The following is a 21,619-nucleotide window of genomic DNA, read 5'->3' on the forward strand; positions in this document are numbered from 1 at the left end:
TGATTGGTCTTGGCAGTTATAATCATTCCCTACCCCATCATATTGAGTGGATACTTGTAGATGATGATGCCAGCGTTCATCAAGCCACAAAACTTGCTTTAAAAAATCTTGAATTTGAAGGCAAAGGAATAGAATTTATCTACGCTTATTCTGGCGCAGAAGCAAAAAAGGTTTTGCACTCAGATCGCAATGTTGCTTTGGTGTTGCTGGATGTAGTTATGGAAACTAATGATGCAGGGTTGGAAGTTGTGCGTTACATTCGTGAAGATTTAAGAAATCGGAAAGTCCAGATTATTTTACGCACCGGTCAACCCGGAGAAGCACCAGAAGAGTCAGTGATTATCAATTATGAAATCAATGATTATAAGCTCAAAATAGATTTGACGCGACAAAAGCTAGTGACAACAACGATTGCAGCTTTACGGGCATATCAAAATATTGTGACAATAGAACGACAAACTGAAGAATTAACGAGTGCTCTGCAACTGGTGCAAGAGACTCAATTGCAACTGGTGCAGAATGAGAAAATGGCAATGTTGGGTAATTGGGTAGCTGGTGTCGCCCACGAAATAAACAATCCTGTGGGGTTTATCACCGGAAATGTCAGCGCCGCACAAGAATATCTGCAAGATTTATTGACAGCAATTTCTCTGTATAGAGAACATTCTAATCTTCCAGATGAAATCGTCGAGAAACTTGAATACCTCGACCTAGAATTTGTAGCCGAAGACTTCCCAAAACTGATGGCATCAATGGAAGAGGGATGCGATATCATTCGTAATCTTAGCAGGTCTTTGCGAACATTTTCGCGCACGGATACCACTAACAAAACCGAGTTTAATCTGCACGACGGGATAGAGAGCACTTTATTAATTTTAAAATATCGCCTGAAAGGTAATGAATACCGTCCGGCAATTGAGATTATTAAAGAGTACGGTAATATTCCTCCAGTGAAATGCTATGTGGGACAACTAAATCAAGTGTTTATGAACATATTGGCGAATGGGATTGATGCTTTGGATGAAAGCAATGGGGGGAAAACTGTTAAAGAGATAGAAAAAGAACCAAATCGCATTACTATTGGAACGGAATTAAGCGAAGACAACAAACAGGTCATCGTGACAATTGCCGATAACGGAACGGGAATGCCGGAAGAAGTCAAAGCAAGGGTATTTGAGCAAGGATTTACTACCAAAGGAGTTGGCAAAGGAACGGGTTTGGGGATGGCGATCGCCCATCAAATCGTCACAGAAAAACATGGTGGTCAGATTACCTGTAATTCAAAAGTTGGGCAAGGTACAATTTTTACGATCGTGATTCCCAGATAAAATATTGCTCTTCTTGAAACTGTAGCCAGAAGCACCAAGCAAGCATTCCGACTGTATTAATTATAGCGATTTTTCTTGACATAGAATACAACTATCAGAGCTATAATAACAATTTTATAAATAGACATAGGCGTGAAAATTAAAAATAGAATCAATTACTTCTCCCTGTTAAGTGTTAAGTGTTAAGTGTTAAGTGTCCCCTCTTTTCCGGAGAGGTCTAATGTTTGCTACAAATAGCTAGGGGATTTTTGTTTGAGTCATATAAAATCCGGTTATACAGTAATCCCATGCATTACTTCCTCTGAATACAGATGTTCTATTGAAGACGAATTTGTTGCATAAAAGTAGCGATAGAACATCCATTCCGCTTTGGTTCGCAGATGAAACGCGGAGCAAGTGCGGCAGCTATATCGCTCTGTTTCGCGATTATTGATGTTCTATTCATCTATTGTCCAATAGTTAGGGTGGGCTGATTAAATCTCAAAACCTTTACAGGTAAGAGTTTCAGCCTTTTTATGTCTCATATTGATGTTTGATTCATCTATTGTCCAATAGTTACAGCAGTTTCCGCGCATTATGAAGTACATATGCACAAGCAAGTGCGGCAGCTATATACTTTCATGCAACAAAGCCGTTCAAATCCAATATTTGTCCGTGACTCCTAACTCGGTCCTCCTGACTTCTAGCGCGATACGATAACTAGCGTTGCTGAACCAAGGGATGAATCTTTCACTCCCCACACTCCCCACACTCCCCACACTCCCCACACTCCCCACACCCCCCACACTAATTCATCCCACATATAAGCAACGCCCGATAACTAATTACCCGGATTCTATATCAAACATACTTACAGCACTTTCCTACTATTTGGAAGTACATATATTTATGGTTTTAGGGAATAGGAAGTAGGGGAGATGGAGAGATAGGTAATAGGGAATAAGGAACAGGCAAAAAATATTCATTCTGTCAGTTGTATCACATTAACCTAGAATCTGCTGTATCTTTTTTTTGTAGTTTACCTTTGTCAAAACCCCTATAAGTATAAATAGGCAGACCACTATTACAGCCAATTTCATTTACAGCACTTTGTGCGGATGGTGAGGTACAGTTGAAGACTAATCTCTCTTCCCTATTTACTAAGGTGATAAAACTCCGAAACTGCTGTAAGTGATACCAATTCATTTTAAGGATGTCACAAATAGTTTCAAGCTTTAAATGTCAAATAATTGCCTGAAACTATTATCTTGTCAAAGTTTTTAGTAATCGCAAATCTAACTTCGCGCCTTCTGACTTCTGACTTCAGTTAAACGGTATGAGGTACACCTGTGATGGGCAATATCCCACACCACAAAAGTTTTATTATTAATGTTTATACCTCATATACCTGCAATAAATTAACAATCAAATCAAGGAATAATTCTCACCATGAATGAACTAAAAATTACACTATTAGGTCCGAGTGCTGTTGGTAAAACTAGCCTATTAACTTCAATGTACGAACAATTTAAAAGAATAAGTTTTCAGGCAAATCTCCAATTAATTCCAGAAGCAGAAAGTAATGCTATTCTCAAAAAACGCCTGAAGGAATTAAAAAGTTTGGCAGAAACTTTTAAAGTACAACCCGGAGCAGGTATTCCCGGTTCTTCAGAAGTTCGCTCTTTTATCTTTGACTTAGCTGAACAGGATAAAAATCCATTTTTAAGACTTAATTTTTATGACTATCCAGGAGGTTTTATTTCTGATAAAGCTAGTCCTAATGAGAGGAGATTTGTGAGAGAATTAATGAATGATGCTGCTGCGGTTGTAATTGCTATTGATACCCCAGCATTGATGATGTCTAAGGGAAAATTTAACGAATATGTGAATAAGACAAAGCAAATAACAGCCATGTTCAAAGAAGCTTATAAAGATATTCAGGAACCTCGTTTAGTTATATTTGCTCCGGTTAAATGCGAGATGGAAATGATCAAAGGAGAGAGAGCAGCCAAACAATTATTAGAAAGAATAAAAAAAGAATATGCCGACTTACTAAATTTTTTATCTTCTCCAACTTTGAATTCTCAAGTTGCTGTTGCTATTACTCCAGTGCAAACTTTGGGATGTGTAATTTGTACAATGATTGAAGAACCAAGAAAAGATTATTTACCTACCTTTGGATTTAGGAAAATTAGTCGCGATGCCGAATATAATCCCCAGGATAATGACCAACCTTTACGTTATTTATTAAGGTTTTTGTTGAAGGTACACCATGAGGAACGCACCCATAAATTTTTACAAGTTGTTATGAATTGGATAGGTTTAGATGCTCATATTAAAAATGCTCTAATTCAGTTTTCTAAGGGTTGTAAAATTAGTGGAGGTTTTGCAGTATTGCAGGGGAAAGAGTTGTTATAGAAATTATTACAGCGGATTTTATAGAAGTGAAGTACACCCCTGGCTGACAATATGCCCCCACCACAAAAGTTTTATTATTAATATTTGTACCTGATATACCTGGAATCTGCTGTAATATCGGTATAAATAAAGTGGCGTTGCTGAAACACGGTATGATTTGATAATTTGGGATTGTTTGAACTACTTGTTAATATTAATTTTTCTCTCCATACCTGTTCTCTGTTCTCTATTACCTATAAACTTACTTTCATACCTTAATTCAGCAATGCCAATAAAGTATAGAAACCGGGTTTGTATTAAATACCCACCATACTAATATCTACTTCCCATAAACCCGGTTTCTAGGTAAATCCTATAAAATTTCCACAGGAGATTTAGATTTATATGCAAGTATATATTGAGAGTAGAGGTTTTTCTCAGGATGATGATTATCGTTGGTTAAAGGTTACTGAAGAGAGTCAAACTAGAGTAGATCAAGAATATTTACCAACTATTATTCAAGAAGCAAATAAATTAATTGATAGTGAGTCTGCTTCAGTCGTTTTGAGTCGAAAAAATAATGGTTTACTTTTTTTATTAACAAGTATTGAACCTGTAGATAGAGTAGATTTTGCCCATCGTCAAATTCGCATCTCTGTAGCTTGCTTAATGCCAGATTCTCTAGATAATCAAAGAATTTTGCGGATGTTGGCTGCTACTGCTTTAGATACAGAAGAAAGACAACATTTAACAACAGAAATTAGTCAAGCGGTAAGTTTAGGAGGAGAGCTAGGTTTCCAAGTTAATTTTGAACATATACAGAAATTAACTAACATTAGTGCAGCCAAAAACTTACTTCAAGATAAGTTGCCAAATACAACTAAAAAAATTGCTGAACTTTCACCACAACTTCAGCAAGAACTAGCATCCGAATTGAAAGAACATTGCTTGCCAAATCAACAGGGTTTAATAGTAGTTGTTACGGGAATAAAAAAAGAGCAAGCTTTCATTGATGCTAATGTTTGGCGTGGCTTATCTAGTCTGGTTGTCTATTCAGATTGGCAGATTATTAATCAAATTTTGCCAGAAAACAATTTTGCTACTAAACTCTCAAAATACTTTAATAGTTTAATGATAATTATTGGGATTCTTAGTGCAGTTTCTTTGTTAGCTAAAAATTTGAATTTTTGATAATTTAACTAGATTTATCAGCGATAAATAAATATAAGCATTTAGCTCTTAGCATTCAGCTATCAGTTTTTTATACCAATTTTATGTCAGGTTGCACAGAATTATCAGATTCATTAATTTATCCGTCTTTAATATACGGTAATTTCAATTTGGTATCAAGGAGAAGCAATGCTAAAGTATGAGCTTTTATTGATACTTTTAATTATCGCTCAATTAATTATTGCTCAATCTCTCAATACTAATTCCTCTGATCGAGACAGTGATTTAATAGACCTCTTGCAAAAGTTTTAATTAAATCAATTCAAGATATAAAATCAACAATTTCATTCCCCCTATTCCCTATTCCCTATTCCCTATTCCCTGACTTCTGCAAGAAGTCTAATAACTAATAGGTTTGGGCAGCATTCTGCAAGAAATACTTACAAATAAATTTTGCTAATTTCTTCAAAGAATGGTATAATTTTAAATTCGCTTAATTCAGTATAAAAAAATGTTTCATCTTCAGCTAGAGCGCAAATCTTTCTAAATTCTCTTCCCTCCTGACTCCTGTACGTCGCCAATCCGACAGCTCCCCTACCTGACTCCTAATTAATTATCTAATTATACCAATGCTACCGGATTTGATCTAAAAATATACTGTGTTTGTAGGTTTTGTTAATTTTAATGAACGCAGTATGAAACAAATTAATTTACTGATATCTTTTATAGGGGCAAAGTTTGGTAAAATTTTAGAAATACTAGACAATATTTACCTAAATATAACCCACCAAAAAACTGCTAAATTAACCTTACAAAGGAGAGCAAATATGCCAATTCCACAAATTTATAATCGGGATGTTTTTATTCTAATAGATCGTAGTGGTTCCATGACAATATCTGATGCTACGACAGGTAGTAAAAATCGTTGGCAATATCTTCAAGAAACTGTACAAGGTCATGTATTTGAAATTCTGTCTGAACAAGATGATGATTATGGAAATATTTGTGATGAAGTAACTCTATATTTTTTCAATAGAAATCAACAGCCTACTAAAACTATTTATCTTAGAGATGCTGCCCAAGTACAATCTGCTTTTAAAGAAAATAAACCAGGTGGAGCAACTTATATTGCTCCAACTCTAAACGAGGCAATATCTCAGTGGTTTTCTAATCGAACTGATGATAAAGGTGCTTTTATAATTATCTATACTGATGGTCAAATTGATGATAATAAAGAGTTTATTAATGTCATTGGTAAAACTTGTTCTAATATTAATAGTCAGGATGAAATTAAAGTTTTAATGATTGGTGTAGGGAGTGATATTGAGACAGAGGGAGCTATAGATTTTTATTTAGGAATTGATTTGAATGCTAATAAGTTTCAATCTAGACGAGGAGAAGATTGTAATATCTTTATTTTTGATTTAATAGATGAGGTAATGGATGAAGGTATTATTGCTGCTCTTGAACGTCAACTTGAGGGAGACCCTAGAAAAGGATTAGCAACTTGGGTAAAAGAAAAATATCCAAGTTTATATGCCAAATATTTTGGTTCTTAATATCTAATCATTTCCTGTGGAATACTGCGAAATAGCCATCAGCTATTACCTAGTTTCTTGCAGAGTAACTGCCTTATCAGCTATTGATTTTAGAGCTGGTAAAAGCAATTGATAAGTTGAGATAAAATTAAAAGTTACTCTCAAATTACGCTCCTTTAACCTTATATCATTTATCGATAAAGTTGCACTTAATATAAAGATGAGAATAGTCAATTTAATAAGGTCTGAGCAACAATTATTAAGAGCATTGTTACAAATAAATGGTATGAGAAGGAATTATTCATTATTTGCTGATAGCTGACTGCTATTTATAGCCTGAGTATATTTCTTTTTCATGTCGTCCAGTTTCATGTCAGCTACAGCTAAAAGCTGAATGCTGACTTGCTATATTTATTACCTTCTTCCTGAACTTTTAACAAAAAAAATATATATAGGACTTACATAGAAACCGCGTTTATCAACGAAATTTTGTGGTTTGAAAAACAATAATTATGGCCATGAAACAGGTTTCTTGTTTGGGAGCCTAAGTCCTGTATATATTGTGTTTTAAATCACATATAATTATTAGTATAAATCACATTGAATCCTGACTATAAATCACAGGTATTTCAGCAAAAATACTGAAAAATAAGAATAGTAAACTTGACTTTCATACGGAATTTATCCGATTCATGCTGAAGCTGAATAGGATAGTTAACTAGTTAAGTCAAGTTTGCTTTAATCAATTATTTTTAATAATGGATTTAATAATGGAGAGATACGCGGAATTATGGGGGTAGAGGAATAGGAAAAAATTTTGATTAATCTTAATCCCTCTTTTTTAAAGTCCATGCTTTACCCATAACTTGGGTAAAGATTGATTGTGAGATGAGATGAGATGAGTGGGGTGAGGAGAACAAAAAAATAAGGAAAAATTATTGAAGTAGGTAGACAAAATTATTTGTGTATTTACTAATTAATTATATTCCTTTTGCTTTTTGCCTTTTGCTTCTTTCTTATCAACAAGACTAATCTATCAATGAACATCTAATACCAAGCGTGATAAATGTTTGTTACAAATGGTAGGGATGTTGCATGCAACGTCCCTAGGTCTGAGGGTAGAAGGAAGAGAAAAATTGGAATAAATATTGAATAAAAAAAAGGAAAGAATATATAGATATAGCTTTCTAAAATCAATTGGTTCAGCTTTTTTTAAGTATCTCCGATTGAGATGCACCTTTTTGTAGCATTCTTTTTTCATGCCTACTATAAATTAAGTAATTACCCTGACCGGATTCAGAAATATATCTGTTGAAAGCTTTATTAATAGTCTATAAAATATCAGACCAAAAAACATGCAAGCTAATTATATAAATCAACCAATGAGTAAGGAAAAGTTAGAGCAGTTAGAAGCATTCGCTAAAATCATGATTGTCAGTTTTGCGTGGCATACTTCTGGTTTAATGGAACCATCTACCAAAACTAAACAGAATACTACAAAACAATCTCAAACTGATACTGAAACAAACTATCCTCAGCAAAAATAACGATGATGTGGTTGTTGTTGCGCCGACACCACATCATTTTCTAACGAATATATTCTCTGAGAATACGGTGACGCTTCGGATCTTCTAACTTTTTCAATGCTTTAGCTTCTATTTGCCGAATTCTTTCCCGCGTTAAATTAAACGTATTACCAATTTCTTTCAGGGTTTTTTCTTGACCATCATCCAAACCAAATCGCATCTGCAACACATTTCTTTCTCGTTCAGTTAAAGTTTTTAGAACAGTTTCTACATCTTTTTTCAGGCAATTTTCAAAGACATATTTTGCCGGTGTTTCACCATCGAATTCGATCGCTTCGCGATAGATGAGATTTTCTCCTTTACCGATAGGGTGGTCTAAAGATAAAGTTTCTTGAGCGCATTCTACAATAAATCGCAATTTCTCAGTTGTCATCTCCATTCGTGTAGCGACTTCTTCTGCAATTAACGGAGAACCTTCCATTGACATCTGCTTAACTATTTTTTTAATTTGGGAAACAGTTTCGTAGAGATAAACTGGCAACCGTATCGTCCGAGAATAGTCACAAATAGCTCTGGTAATAGCTTGTCGAATCCACCAAATACCGTAAGTAGAAAACTTATACCCTTTTGTATGGTCAAATTTTTCTGTGGCACGAATTAATCCTATACTTCCTTCCTGAATTAAGTCTTGGAAGTCTAAACCACGGTTTTGATATCGTTTGGCAATTGATGTCACCAGTCGCAGGTTAGCTGTCACCATTTTATTTTTAGCTCGTCTACCTTTTCCCAGGCGATCGCGCAGTTCCCATCTACTCATTTTTACTGCTGTTGCCCATTCTGTTTCATTAGGCGATCGCTTGAGCTTTTCCTCTAATTTTTCATAAATTTTCTCTAAAGCTAATAATTCATCAATTTGATGTGCTAAATGAATTTCTTCCTCAGCACCCAAGCGGGGGACTTGATTAATTTGCTTGTGATGAACTTGAATTGAGTCTTCAGTAAATGTTGCGGTCGGCGGTTCTCGATCTGGGTCATACCTACCTTCAGTATTATCTTTATTTGTAAATTCTTCTGTAGATTTCCAATGATTTAGACTTAAATTTTCTAGCCAGTAAGTATCATAATAAGTAGGATTTTTGCAGTCAATTAACCACCATTTAATTTGGAAATTTGTATGTTCTCTACTCTGAGGAGCAACTATTACTAACTGATTATAGTTTTTTGTACAAATGAGTAATTTTTTTTTTTTCTTCTAGACAGAGTTTGATAAATAGTTATTATTTTTTGTTGAAGTTTAGGATTGGTTTGAAATGCTTCTAGTCCTAACTCCAACAGAAATACTTCTAAATCATCTTCTTCATCGTTATGAATTTTGTAAGCATCATAGATAATTTCACTCCAATAATTTGGTAGTTCTAGTTGTGCTGTATCTAAATGTTCCAGTTGAAAATTATAGCCAAGTTTTTCAAACAAAGCTACTATTTTTTGGGGGCTACTAATTTTTCTTATATCGTCTAATTCTAATGAATGCCCTATCATTATCATCTATCTCCACAATTCATTTATCTTAATATGTTTGCTCCTCATAATATTGGAATTAAAAGTATTATTTTTTTTGTTTTTTTTCAAGATAGGCAAATTTATGAGGAACATTTTTTTGTGTTTCCTGAATAATTGTATGGGTTGTGATAGCGATCGTTCTGCGTACTGTTAGGACGATAGAACTCCGTTTCACTTACATGAATACCTATTGTTCCCTGGTTACTCAAAGCTTCAACTCATGCAAAGCTTTACCCTCAGTCAAGAGCAATAGCGATCGCGCTTGGGAAATTTTAGCTATCACTACTATCAAAGAGCTTTATGAATTTGTACTATTTTCTTTTTACCATATTTATATTATTATGTCAATAATTATCATCAAAATCTTGATATTATTATGTTTGCAGGCGATCGATAAATCTTATATATGCTTACCATATTAACAAAATTATGTCAAAATTTTATCGTTTCGACTAATATTTAAAGGAAACAGTTAGGATAATTATTTAGAAACTGTTTGTAAACTCATAAAAACCTCTCTCCTACGAGGAGAGAGGCTTATTAACCCCCCTTCCCTACAAGGGAATGGGGGCAGGGGGGTTAGGTTTTTAGGATTCATCGGTTCCATGCAGCACTTCTCAAACAGCTTCTTATATTTAATTAATAAATAGCCTTAAAAATTAACAGCCAAATCTAAGAGACTGTTTGTAAAATAAGTATTAAGAGAACATGCGAGTGACTAAAATCTAAAAGCGGTAATACTTCAAGAGATTGAAATTTGGTAGGTAGAGAAGTATTCAGTACATATATTCCTAGATTTTTAAGCGACAAATATTTGTCTTGATTTCTTCCTCCTTATTCCCTATTCCCTATTCCCTATTCCCTGTTCCCTGTTCCCTGTTCCCTGTTCCCTGTTCCCTATCTCCTTTTTATATTTCCTTTACAAACAATCTCTAATTAGCTAATTTTGATAATATATATTCATACATCTGTAATTAACAGAGAAAGGATTGAAGTAATTAATAATTATTAAATAATCATCAGCAAACTGATAGATTTTGACAATAAAATTAACAGTTTTTATGAGGAGAAACTAGGAGAAAAATATGGAAACTCTATTAGGTATTTGTCTAGGTGTAGGGTTGAGTGCAGCTTGTGGGTTTCGCATATTTGTACCCCCACTGGTAATGAGTATTGCAGCACAATCAGGACATTTACAACTATCTGATGATTTTACTTGGATGGGTACCCCGGAAGCAACAGTCGCTTTTGGAGTTGGTGCATTCTTAGAAGTTGGTGCTTATTACATTCCTTGGGTAGATGAGTTACTAGATATTATTGCCACCCCAACAGCAGTCATCGCGGGTACCATAATTACAGGTTCATTTGTTAGCGACATGAGTCCAATGCTACAGTGGACGATCGCTGTGATTGTAGGTGGAGGTGCTGCGGGAACAGTGCAAGGTTTAACAGATGTTACCAGGTTAGCTTCTACAGCTCTCACAGGAGGGTTTGCAAATCCTGGAGTTTCGACAATGGAGTTACTTAGTTCCACAGTCTTATCGATGTTAGCGATTTCTGTACCAGTATTAGCTGCTGTAGTAGTATTTGTAGTGATTGGGTTGCTATTATCAGGAGTTAAAGCTTTGCATCGTAAATTGAAGAAAAGAAATAATACAGAAATACCACCGACTGAAATAGAATAAATATGGCAAAATAATGTAGAGGGAAACGGTTGTTTACCCCTACTGCTCAATATCTACTCTAGTCGACGTCTGGTGAAAAAGATATAGATTTTTTGAGGCTAGAGGAACAATTATTATTAAAGATTGGGGAAAGTTAGAAAAAGCAATTAAAAATATTGAGGACAGTTAGAAGCATGGAATTAGCTTTTCTAACTCCTAACTCCCCCCTTAAAAAGCATTGAATTAATATAACTACCTACCTCTTCCTTTTTTTATACTGAATTAAGGGGGTTTAATATTACAACTTGATGCACTTTATTATTTTCCCACACTTCCGCGATGGACTATCCAATGGTGTAGACAGGCTATAAGTCTATTATACCCACATTTTTCAAGACTTTATAAATACCAAAAAGCTAACAGCTAATTTCTACAAATGAACTTGAAAATATTGCCGATATAACTCACACCTGGGATAACATTTATTATTCTGCCATTTTACCAAGCCTAAACTATCTAACTTAAAACCCAACATCCCTGTTAACTGCCCGCTAGAATTTTCAGAAATCACATTTTTCATCGCTTCAGCTAACTCTGAATATTCTTCTAAATTCCACAAATGTCGTCGCAAATGGTCGCTATAAATTCCAGTTTCAGCAGTTACATTTTCTGGTAAATCTTCTAGGGTTAAATCTTGTTTAGAAATATGATATAAAGCCACCCTAACTAAATAAGGATGACCGCCAACAATTGCCATTAATTTATCAACTTCTTGTTCAGACCAATTCAAATTATGTCGCGATGCTAAATCCTGAACTTGTTCTTGATTAAATTCTGGTAAATCTATAGGTAATCCTACATTAAAAGGAGATTGATTAATATTCATCGGAATATAAACTTCTGTAGAATGTACCACCAACAACCTTAACTTTTTCCAAATAACTCGTCGCTTTGATTCCTCATGCCAAGCTCTCAATAATCCCAAAAAATCTTCAGCAATATCAGGATATTGAAAAACTCGGTCAATCTCATCTAAACCTAATACTAAAGGATTATCTATTTGTGCTAATAAATACTTCTCAAAATAATCCTTACAATTAACTTTACTTCCAAAAATATCATCCCAATAATCATCTAATTGATTAGGTAAACGTAACTCCCTTCCCACATAAGCACAAAACCATTTTAAGAATTGTTCGAGATTACTAAAAACCTCTTTATCTACTAACTGAAAACTCAACGGTACAGTCCGATATCCTGACTGTGCAGCATGATGCAAAATTCTTGCCATTAAAGAAGTTTTACCCATCTGTCGTGGCGCCTTAATTCTAATTAAACCACTCGGTTGTAATATAGTTTGATAACAACGTTCTTCAATAGGTGGGCGTTCAATATAAAAAGTAGATGCCACATCAATTTGTCCTCCCGGTATTTCAGGTTCCGCAGAGGGTAAAGGAGGGCGACTTCCTGACACAATACTACTAATTTCTTCAGTTGGAGAAATTTTTTCTTCCTCCTCTACTTCCGGCGCAACATTTCCCAGTGGAGCAGCTAACAAAGTCAGAACTTCCCGCAAAATAACAACACTATCTTCCGGCGATCGCCACTCCCGTTGTTGAATACGATAGAGATAACCGCGCAAGTCATGGTTGAGAGGTGTACTGAGAGAAAAACCTACCCGAATTGGCAAAATTACAGGTTTACGGTCTGGTCGGGAAAATTGTAATTCTCTAGCAAGTTGTACTTGATAGGTGAGCAACTCACTTTGCGCAGACTGGGGAGGCAAAAACAACAGTAAATAGTCACAGCGTTTCAACTCTTCATTAATTCGCCGAAACCAATTTTCTCCCAGACGAATGTGATCTGCTCCCATAAACACCTGATGACCAGCAGCAGTCAGAGCTGTTTCAAACTGTCGCGCCAATTCTTGATCCGGGTCTTGACTCCGATAACTGATGAAAACTTGGGAACTATTTTGATTGACTATTTGTTCCTCATCTAGTAGAGGTAACAGTTCCCCTAGGGGTTCTGACTCCGTTTGAGATGAGCTTTGTTTTCCGGAGCGGTGGTCAGTTTCATCTAATGTCAGAGCAAAAGTGGCAAAAAGCTGTTGAATTTTACTGAGGTCTGCACCGACTCGTCCTTGTCTAATTTTACTTATAGTGTCGGAACCCACTCCAGACTCTGCTTCAATTTCTGCCAGAGTACCTCTGAGGTTATATTCCTGTTTCCATTCTTCAATAGCTTCATTTAATTTTTTCAGTCCAGAAGTTGTGAGAATTCGTCCGCGATCGCGTTTTGATTTTTTTTCCATTGTTTATTGGGAGTAGGGAGTAGGGAGTAGGGAATAGAAATAAATTCTCTACTTTATTCCTTATGATAATTGCTATAGTTTTTATTTTAAATTATTTCAGTGCTATTAACAAAGATAAGTAATTTTTTTTAATTTACAGCGCTGTTCATTTGAGTGAGTAGACCCCAAAGTAGGGACATTGCATGCAAAGTCTCTACAAGGTTATCATTGTAGTGAGAGCATCTTGCTACCTTTTTATACCAATTCACTTTAAAGATGTCACAAATAGTTTCAAACTTTAAATGTGAAGTAATTTCCTGAAATTACTGAGCGCGTCTTTCATCTCGCACAGCGAAAAGTTTTGAGCTTATAAAATCTTACTTTTAACTTTTGTATGGGTGATTCGCGAATCACCCCCTACTGACTTTTGACTTCCGTGAAACGGTATCAGGAGTTCCTCATCCCCATCTAATATTTTAGAGCTGTTAACGAAGATAGGCAATTTTTTTCTAATTTAAGGAAGTTAACTAATTAATCACATTTTAACTGCGGGTGTCTCAAAACTAGACTACCTAGACAATTCTAAGTTTTCCAGATTTTTTTTAGTTTTTTTAATTAACTCCCTAATGTTCTCCACAATAACTTGTTAATTTTTTTAAACTCTAGGAGTACAAAATAGAAAATCAGAGATGAAAAATTTTCTTCATAGTTCAATTTCTACTCTTGTAACAACAATATTTTTGAATATTTATCTTCTCACTTCTGCCAAAGCAAATTTCACTTTTGATGAAGTAGAAATTGACCAAAACCAAGTTATTGCTATGGCAATACCTCTAAGTGATTTACAAGGAAGTTATGGTTATGAATTAATCATTTTAGAGCAGGGTTATAATGAAAGATCTTGTTGGATAGAAAGTGAAACTGAATTATATCCAATTTTAGTCGAACCTTTACTGTTAAACTTTAATTTTGCTGGCATTTGTAGACAAGCTACTGATAGTAATAATTATTCAATACGGGTAGATGGTAATGATTTATCAATGAGTCATAGATTAATTTTGGAAAATGTTGGTGATGAAATTAAATTATTTGGCATTTCTCTAAGAGGGGATAAAAATTTGATTGGTAGAACTCGCGGACTAAGTGATGGAATGATGAAAATTTTTCTCGAACCAGGTTGGAAATTTACCAAACGTAGTTATCAGGAAAAAGTTCTTAGTCATTTTTATTTTAGTTACGATAGTTTTGCTGCGAAACAAGATGCTGTAGAGCAAAAAATAGCTGAGATTGAGGCTCAAATTCCAGATTTTTTAGAGCTGGATGATAATCTAAATAGAGATCAGGGAATAGAGAGTAGGCAGTAGGATTCTTAAGAATAAGTATTAATCGCGTTTAATGCCTAGAACCTTTAAAAACATTACTCTTGCTTATTTATTACTTAATAACTGAAGTCTTGAGCAAGCATAGCATTATTTTTGGGAATTGGTATTATACAGCAGATTCCAGATTAATGTCGTACAACTGACAAGGTAAATATTTTTTGCTTGTTCCCTATTGTACTCCCCATTTTCCCTACTACCTAAAACCATCAATATATGTACTTCATCAAGTAATAAACTACTTTCAACAATTAATAATTAATTATTAATAAGTAAATCAAATTTTACAAAAACTATGAAACTCACATTCCAAAACCAAATTACTGACGTTTCGCACACAAAAAAGAATGATTTAGAAACATTTTTCGCTCTAGTTGAACTTAATTTAGTGATTCAAGAAATAGAGTATTTTACAGGAGATGATTGGTTATCTCTATGTGGTGATATTGACAGTGGAGAAATTTATCGAAACTGGTTTATTTGGCAAGATATAGAACTAACTCAAGAATGGGAAGCTTACGATCATATTACTAATCAAAGAATTATTGCCAGTAACCGGACTCTATTAACAGCCAAAATTGATCAAATAGAAAATGAGAGAAATAATTAATTATGACAAGTTTAGAAATAATAATTTTTGCTTTAATACCAACTATAGCTTGGGCAATTGGAATTGTATTTGCTCCGGTTGATAAGTCTTAAACTTGCCACTTTGTAGGTTGGGTTGACAAAAGAAACCTAATATTATGTTCGGATGAAAAGTTATAAATAATTAGGGAGTTCTCAGGAGTCAGGAGGGAGAAATAAAGTATTAGAAGGAGAATTTTTTTTATCGCTAATTAACCGGACATAATATAACTAGACAATTTAAAACTTCAGTAGATTTGGAGTAAGATTGATAATATGTTGATTAAGTTGACGGCATCTAAAGTAATATTAGTAATACCAATTCACTTTAAATATCTCACAAATATAGCAATATGATTTGAGTTGTGAGATATTGGAGACTTTTAGGGAACACTTAACACTTAACACTTAACACTTAACACTTAACTGGGAAGAAGAAAATGTATCTTATTCATAAGATAACTGCTATATTCTATCCTTTTAAGGAACACCTCAATTCTCACATCTGATTCCTGATTCCTATAGTTTCAAACTTTAGATGTGAAATAATTTCTTGAAATTACTTTGGCGTCAAAATTTTGAGCCTATAAAATATAACTTTTAATTTTTGACTTTTGTGAAACGATATAATCACTTCAATGGGTTTTTATTTTGTGCTGCTGAGTTAATAGTTTTGTCAATTCTTTTTAACCTAGTATCAGAACGTTTTGCAGTTTCAATCCAGAATAGTATATTTTTTTTCGACGATTTACTCAATGACTCAAAATACTTTTTAGCAGTGATATTTGCTGCTAATGCTTGCTGTAAATCTGTGGGAACTATTAACTCTTCTATAGCATCTAACTTAGTCCAAGAACCATCTTGTTTTGCCAATTCAATTTTCTGTAAACCTGTTTCAGTCATCAAACCTTCTTTGATAAGTTCTTGGATATATTGTTTATTTAATTTTGACCATACACTTTTTGGTTTTCGAGGTGTAAATACCTGCATATATCTTTCAGAGTCTAATGATTTAACTTTACTATCAATCCAACCAAAACATAAAGCTTCTTGAACTGCTTCACTATATTTAACGCTTGGTTTACCACTTTTTACCTTGTAATAGATTAGCCAGATACCAACAGAATTTTTATGGTTTTCTTCTAACCATTTTCGCCATTGTTGACGATTTTTTGCTTGAAATGTTTCTAGTTTTTGATCGAATTTTAGCATAAGTTTAGAACCCTTGATTGAATTCAAATCAAATTAGGCATATTTGGTTGGATTTAGTTATTAGCTAACCAAGCCTTTAATTTTAACAAAAAAAAGGAAAAAATTTTCTAGCAAGATATATTTATAATTCTGTTCTTAAATAAGTGGATTTTCTATCAACTGAATAAATTGTTTCCCTAACTCTGTTATTCTACTTTTTTGAAAGTTATTTTTTACATCCCGTCTAATTGAGTCAGTATTTTCAGTATGCTTGACAGTTCTAAATTTTTTTTCATAGTTACGACGAGGTTCAAAAGGATTGAGTTCTGATATTATTGACTCTATTTCATCAGCTTCTTGTTTTAATATTTCTTTTGCATTATCAAAATAAATAGTTGGAGGTTCTTCTTCAAACGTTTTATATACTTCTCTCAACTCAATCAAGCCTTTATAATTTAATTGTTTTAATACTTGATTGTAAAAAATACGATTTTCTTCTAAGTCTGGAAAATCAGCCAAAATTTTTTCTTCATTATAATTATCTATATAATTTAGCATTCTAAGTAATTTAATATGAGATACAGTAAGTTCATCAATCCATTTAAGAAAAATTGCCTGAATATCATCTTTAAGAGAGTTAGGAATAGCTGAATTTAAAACCGCATTTCTCAGTGCTTCTAATTTTTCTTGCTGATGTTCACACTCAGCGATACGGATAGCTTTTTTAAAAGTTGTCTGAAAAGTTGGATTATCAAAACTTACCGCATCAATTTGTTGTTTCAAAATTAATAATTCTTGTACTAATTATTCTAAAAAATCATGCAATCTTTGACTAGAAGGTTCTTTAATATAAGTCTCATAAAAATGTACTGCAAGTGAACCTACTGCTGGAATAGCACTAATTAATGCTTTTTTAGCATTATAATTTTTATCTTTATTATTTCCTTGTTTTAATAAGTCTAATTTTTGTTGTAATTCAGAATTATTATTTGTATCGCTCATTAAAAATTGCCTCGTGTAGCCAATCATAGCTACATATTATAACGAAGCTTATCTAAACTCCACTTGTAGTAAAAACCCTACTTTTGATAATTTATATCATGTTCGGATAATCACTTATAATAAAGTATATGGTTTGTCGTATAGCTCTCAGCCCGAACTGTAGATAGGGCTTCAGCCCTACTACGAACTGTAATTATAATAACTATTTAACCGAACATAATATTAGGTAAAAAGCTGACAATTAAAAACCTGAAACTACTTATTTTTATAATCCACAAAAAGAGGAAATTTGAAGATAGCTGCCATAGAAAATTACCGTCAAATTATTAAACAACTATTCAGGGAATATACTCAGATACCAACTACTGAAATTGACATAAAAAATCAAATAATTTTTAATGAGTAATAGAAGATAGCGATCGCTTGATGCAGTTAAAATCAAATTAGGTATATTTGGTTGGCTTAAATTTTGCTAACTAAACCATTAAGTAGGTAGGTGAAAAAATTTACAAGTACGTCCGCAGCGACTGAAGCGGAGCGGAAGGAAGCAATCTCAAGGGTTTCAACTGCTTTAACATTTCGTTACATAGTGATGTTTATTCGTGCCTACCTACTTAATTTACCGAATAATTAAGGTTTAAAGCCTCTTCTTTAAAGGAGAAAAAAATTTTTCCCTACCGTGTCAATCCTCTTCTTTTCAAGGAGAGGTAATTATTAATTATTAATTATTAATTATTAATTGTTGAACAGATAATTAATCTTTGATTTTTAATATTTTCGGGTATTTACTATCTGGGGCAGATCGTACAAAATCAGCAATTTTTTCTGGTCCCAACTTTTGCAAATGTTTTAACAGTTCACTACTTTCTATAAATAATTTATCAACATTAATCTCAAAATAAGTAGGCTGATAATAATTCAATTTCCTCACACCTTCCCCCAACAACATAACAGCACCACGCCAATTTTCATTTCCAGCATGATAAAGTCCTACTGCGATTTGTAAAATCCCTTGATAAAAAGTGCGTTCTGGTTCTCCAGCTTCCAGCCATAAAGCCTCAAGAGTATCATGGCATTTGTAGAATTCTTGTGCGTTAAAGTCTGCTATTCCCTGCCAAAACTCTTGGGGAATTTTTTCTTGTTCAGAAGTCATTATTTTTAACTCAAAAATCTTCCATTAAAAAGTAAATTGAATGGAATATAGCGTTTTTCAGTCACCGTAAAGTACGCTTGTCTTTTTTCTTTCCTGTTCCCTATTCCCTGTTAAAATTTTCCCTAAAACAAATGAATTTTATACCTAACTCATCAGATGGGAATTCCTATATCAATAATTCAAATTTTTTCTCTTTCCCTAGGAACTTACAAATAAAAAAATATACAATTACCATGAATTTAGGGAGTAGGGAGTAGGGAAATTAGGCAGCGAAACTCCAGGTCTAGTTCAAAAATTGGATAATTTATTTTTTGCTATTCCACTATTATTTTCGTACCCAATGCTGTGTCAAGGATAGAAGCAAGTTATACCCAATATTTTCAGAATATTTTCAGAAGAAGGAAAAAGGAAAATAAGTTATCCTTGTTCATGGCAACGATATCTGTTTTTAGCTAACACCAACATGAAAAGCGGAGTTTTGCCTGAGCAAAACTTTTAATTAAAGCTTTTTCCTTCTTCCTTCAAATTTTCAACTTACATACTTGCTCTAGTTGACTCTAAATCTTCTTGACTAATTTCTTGTTGTTCGCCAGCAAAATCATTATCTGGGGTTAAAAATAGCATACAATGACATTCTTTGCGCTCCCGCATTGGTACACAAGGACAGTTCCAATATGTAGCCTTTACTTCTGCTTCTTTATCTTCATAATGACGACATGGACACAAAGGAGCGCCCAATTCATCCTTATGTTTAGCTAATCCTTCAATTACCACAGCAGTAACTGAAGGATCTACACAAAAATAAGTATTTGTATTCTTGGCATACTTTTCAGAGAACTTTTTCATCGCCTCCAAAGATTTTTCAGTAGATAGTTTCTTGTTTTCTGTAGTCAGGGTCATAATATGTTTTTGTTATGCTGATGATATTAGTTAGTTTATCAATTTTACTACATAAAGCCATTTTACGAAAAAAATTCCATTAAAAGTTTCCCATATTGAAAATTTTTTACTCATATACTATAGATAATTAAATTTGTCAATCAAAACAAATAATACCGTTGCCAATTTAACTTTTAATTTGTGACTGAAGTTGAAACTCTAAAGGTTGATTAGAACTAATTTCCAAACCAGAACAATGTTGAAGCTTAGGTATTTCTGCTGCTGAAGCAACAGACTCATCTAACCACAATAACCATCTACTTCCAGGAGGAAGAGTAGTTAGACTAAGCGAATTTTCAGTCAACCAAAGCAAAGACCTTTCTGGTGGTTTTCCTGCCAAAACCTCTTCCCCAAAATTAACTCCAGCTAAGGTTTGCAACACAGCTAAATTACCATGCACCAAACCAGTAGCAGCAGTCCAAAGTTGAACATTTAGTAGAGAGCGGTTAGCATAAAAATATAAAGAAGCAGCAGCAGTCACCGCAGCTTCAAAATTATCGGGTTGCCAGTCAGCAGCACTATCAAGACAAATTAAAATTTCTTCTCCTCCCCTAGATACCTCTAATTCCCGAACCCGCAACTCACCATAACGCGCACTACTCCGCCAGTGGATCAAACGACTAGGATCTCCAAACCGATACGGTCGTAATGTCCGAGTTAGTCCTTCCGAAGCCATTTGATAACGACTATGTTCGTGAAGTTGACGACTATTTTCTTGACCAAGTTCATCTATTATCGGGCAACTACTCAGGGGTAAAACTGTAGGATATACAATGGCGGTAGCTTTAGCGTTTCGACTACGACGACACCAGAATAGACCTAGAGGTGCTGCTGTTCTCAGTTGAAGATGATGCCATCTATATATACCCCTTTTTTTGGTAGGGAGATAGTAAACCCAATTGTAAGTTTCTTTTGCAGGAATAACTTCTATTGCTTGTTGCACTGGTTTCCCTAATGTGAAAGGAATTTCATCTTGGAGTTGCAGCAAAGCTAGTGGTTGGTTGGTAGAATTTTCTATTGTTAGGGCGATCGCTAAATGGTCACCCACAGTTATAGGTTGAATGGGATGACGATGTACTTTTATTTGACGTAGCGATCGCCCTGGTAAAAGAGCACCCATTCCTAACAATGCAAAACTCATCCCACTAATTACATATAGCCATCCTGCCATTGTGTTAGTAGCGGCACCAAAGAAGAATATTGATAATATTCCGAGTAACCCACCTGCGTAAGCTGGTGTTACCCAGTTAGTTTCTAGCCAGTCGGATATTTTGTAGTAAATTTTCATCTAATTAGTTTTATTATTTTGACTAAGACTTATATGATATCTGGATAATAAGTAATCAAAAAGTTTTTGTTTGTAGTAGGACTAAAGCCCTACTACAAGCTTTTATCAATTACTATTTCCTATTCCCTATTTTTTTACCAATCTAATCCTTACTCATCATCTTCTACTGTATCAAATAGAGATAACTGTTTGATTTCTTGGTAGATTAAATAAATATTGGATTGATTTTCTGAAATTATTTTTCCTTCTGTTTTGGCTATTTTTAACCAGTCTTGTAATTGGCTAATATTTACGTTTAACTTTGTGGCTAAATCTTGATCTGTTCGTGGTTTCTCTAAGTTATCAAGTACGATCGGCAACAGTGCTTCATAAATACTTAATTGCTGTGTTGAAATTTGATGATTTTGATGTTCTTGAGTTTCGGCAGCAATCCTATAATTCACTGGATTTTTAGTTTTGATTATTTTTTCTTCAGCACTGGCTTGATTTAGCCAATCCCGTAATTGAGCAACTTTTTAAGAAGAGGTAATTATTAGAGACTGTTTGTAAAATAAGTATTAAGAGAACATGCGAGTGACTAAAATC

At 34.0% G+C, this 21,619-nt stretch carries 19 protein-coding genes; 8 read left to right on the forward strand and 11 right to left on the reverse strand.

Features of this window, described 5'->3' with window-relative positions; genetic code table 11:
- On the forward strand, nucleotides 1-1,328 hold a 1,328-nt coding region (locus tag ACP6PM_RS01795; protein WP_426581296.1), incomplete at its 5' end, for an ATP-binding protein.
- A gap of 978 nt (nucleotides 1,329-2,306) precedes the next feature.
- On the opposite strand, the gene ACP6PM_RS01800 is transcribed toward ACP6PM_RS01795, so the two are convergent.
- A complete protein-coding gene (locus ACP6PM_RS01800) occupies nucleotides 2,307-2,513 on the reverse strand; it encodes a hypothetical protein (protein WP_426581298.1) in 207 nt (68 codons plus the stop codon).
- Nucleotides 2,514-2,756: 243 nt separating this feature from the next.
- On the opposite strand from ACP6PM_RS01800, the gene ACP6PM_RS01805 reads away from it, so the two are divergent.
- From ACP6PM_RS01805 to ACP6PM_RS01820, 4 genes are all read left to right on the forward strand, one after another.
- Nucleotides 2,757-3,725, forward strand: a complete 969-nt coding sequence (locus tag ACP6PM_RS01805; protein WP_426581300.1) for a TRAFAC clade GTPase domain-containing protein — start codon at nucleotides 2,757-2,759, stop codon at nucleotides 3,723-3,725.
- 384 nt (nucleotides 3,726-4,109) lie between these two features.
- Complete coding sequence (locus ACP6PM_RS01810; RefSeq protein WP_426581302.1) at nucleotides 4,110-4,895, forward strand: hypothetical protein; 786 nt, start codon at nucleotides 4,110-4,112, stop codon at nucleotides 4,893-4,895.
- A 674-nt stretch (nucleotides 4,896-5,569) separates the two neighbouring features.
- Nucleotides 5,570-6,433, forward strand: coding sequence for a VWA domain-containing protein (locus tag ACP6PM_RS01815; protein ID WP_426581304.1), 864 nt, complete (start codon nucleotides 5,570-5,572; stop codon nucleotides 6,431-6,433).
- A 1,334-nt stretch (nucleotides 6,434-7,767) separates the two neighbouring features.
- A complete protein-coding gene (locus tag ACP6PM_RS01820) occupies nucleotides 7,768-7,959 on the forward strand; it encodes a hypothetical protein (RefSeq protein WP_426581306.1) in 192 nt (63 codons plus the stop codon).
- Nucleotides 7,960-7,999: 40 nt separating this feature from the next.
- Here ACP6PM_RS01820 and ACP6PM_RS01825 read toward each other — a convergent pair whose 3' ends face one another.
- Both ACP6PM_RS01825 and ACP6PM_RS01830 read right to left on the reverse strand, forming a co-directional pair.
- Entirely contained in the window at nucleotides 8,000-8,887 is an 888-nt protein-coding gene (locus tag ACP6PM_RS01825) for a sigma-70 family RNA polymerase sigma factor (protein ID WP_472847514.1), read from the reverse strand.
- Between the two features lie 254 nt (nucleotides 8,888-9,141).
- Nucleotides 9,142-9,477: a hypothetical protein gene (locus tag ACP6PM_RS01830; protein ID WP_426581308.1), complete on the reverse strand. Its 336-nt coding sequence runs from the start codon at nucleotides 9,475-9,477 to the stop codon at nucleotides 9,142-9,144.
- Between the two features lie 1,106 nt (nucleotides 9,478-10,583).
- Between ACP6PM_RS01830 and ACP6PM_RS01835 the strand changes: the two genes are divergently transcribed.
- Nucleotides 10,584-11,183, forward strand: a complete 600-nt coding sequence (locus ACP6PM_RS01835) for a DUF4126 domain-containing protein (protein WP_293106140.1) — start codon at nucleotides 10,584-10,586, stop codon at nucleotides 11,181-11,183.
- Between the two features lie 409 nt (nucleotides 11,184-11,592).
- On the opposite strand, the gene ACP6PM_RS01840 is transcribed toward ACP6PM_RS01835, so the two are convergent.
- The gene (locus tag ACP6PM_RS01840; RefSeq protein WP_426581310.1) at nucleotides 11,593-13,476 is read right to left on the reverse strand and encodes an AAA-like domain-containing protein; all 1,884 of its coding nucleotides are present in this window, start codon (nucleotides 13,474-13,476) and stop codon (nucleotides 11,593-11,595) included.
- 668 nt (nucleotides 13,477-14,144) lie between these two features.
- On the opposite strand from ACP6PM_RS01840, the gene ACP6PM_RS01845 reads away from it, so the two are divergent.
- Both ACP6PM_RS01845 and ACP6PM_RS01850 read left to right on the forward strand, forming a co-directional pair.
- The gene (locus tag ACP6PM_RS01845) at nucleotides 14,145-14,819 is read left to right on the forward strand and encodes a DUF3747 domain-containing protein (protein WP_426581312.1); all 675 of its coding nucleotides are present in this window, start codon (nucleotides 14,145-14,147) and stop codon (nucleotides 14,817-14,819) included.
- A 310-nt stretch (nucleotides 14,820-15,129) separates the two neighbouring features.
- On the forward strand, nucleotides 15,130-15,444 hold the full coding sequence (locus tag ACP6PM_RS01850) for a hypothetical protein (protein WP_426581314.1): 315 nt from the start codon (nucleotides 15,130-15,132) through the stop codon (nucleotides 15,442-15,444).
- A 647-nt stretch (nucleotides 15,445-16,091) separates the two neighbouring features.
- Here the strand turns inward: ACP6PM_RS01850 and ACP6PM_RS01855 are convergent.
- From ACP6PM_RS01855 to ACP6PM_RS01885, 7 genes are all read right to left on the reverse strand, one after another.
- Nucleotides 16,092-16,673 carry a YdeI/OmpD-associated family protein gene (locus ACP6PM_RS01855; protein ID WP_426581316.1) on the reverse strand — a complete coding sequence of 194 codons (582 nt, stop codon included), beginning with the start codon at nucleotides 16,671-16,673 and terminating at the stop codon, nucleotides 16,092-16,094.
- A 135-nt stretch (nucleotides 16,674-16,808) separates the two neighbouring features.
- A complete protein-coding gene (locus ACP6PM_RS01860; protein ID WP_426581318.1) occupies nucleotides 16,809-17,435 on the reverse strand; it encodes a hypothetical protein in 627 nt (208 codons plus the stop codon).
- Nucleotides 17,436-17,456: 21 nt separating this feature from the next.
- Nucleotides 17,457-17,654 (reverse strand): hypothetical protein, encoded by a 198-nt coding sequence (locus ACP6PM_RS01865; RefSeq protein ID WP_426581320.1) that lies wholly within the window; start codon nucleotides 17,652-17,654, stop codon nucleotides 17,457-17,459.
- 754 nt (nucleotides 17,655-18,408) lie between these two features.
- Nucleotides 18,409-18,807 carry a DUF309 domain-containing protein gene (locus tag ACP6PM_RS01870; protein WP_426581321.1) on the reverse strand — a complete coding sequence of 133 codons (399 nt, stop codon included), beginning with the start codon at nucleotides 18,805-18,807 and terminating at the stop codon, nucleotides 18,409-18,411.
- Between the two features lie 534 nt (nucleotides 18,808-19,341).
- On the reverse strand, nucleotides 19,342-19,707 hold the full coding sequence (locus ACP6PM_RS01875; protein WP_293102231.1) for a ferredoxin thioredoxin reductase catalytic beta subunit: 366 nt from the start codon (nucleotides 19,705-19,707) through the stop codon (nucleotides 19,342-19,344).
- A 166-nt stretch (nucleotides 19,708-19,873) separates the two neighbouring features.
- On the reverse strand, nucleotides 19,874-21,034 hold the full coding sequence (locus ACP6PM_RS01880) for a DUF58 domain-containing protein (RefSeq protein ID WP_426581323.1): 1,161 nt from the start codon (nucleotides 21,032-21,034) through the stop codon (nucleotides 19,874-19,876).
- A 149-nt stretch (nucleotides 21,035-21,183) separates the two neighbouring features.
- The gene (locus ACP6PM_RS01885; RefSeq protein ID WP_426581325.1) at nucleotides 21,184-21,477 is read right to left on the reverse strand and encodes a hypothetical protein; all 294 of its coding nucleotides are present in this window, start codon (nucleotides 21,475-21,477) and stop codon (nucleotides 21,184-21,186) included.
- Nucleotides 21,478-21,619: the final 142 nt, after the last annotated feature.

The sequence above is a fragment of the Dapis brunnea BLCC-M229 genome, assembly GCF_050015995.1.
GTDB lineage: Bacteria > Cyanobacteriota > Cyanobacteriia > Cyanobacteriales > Microcoleaceae > Trichodesmium.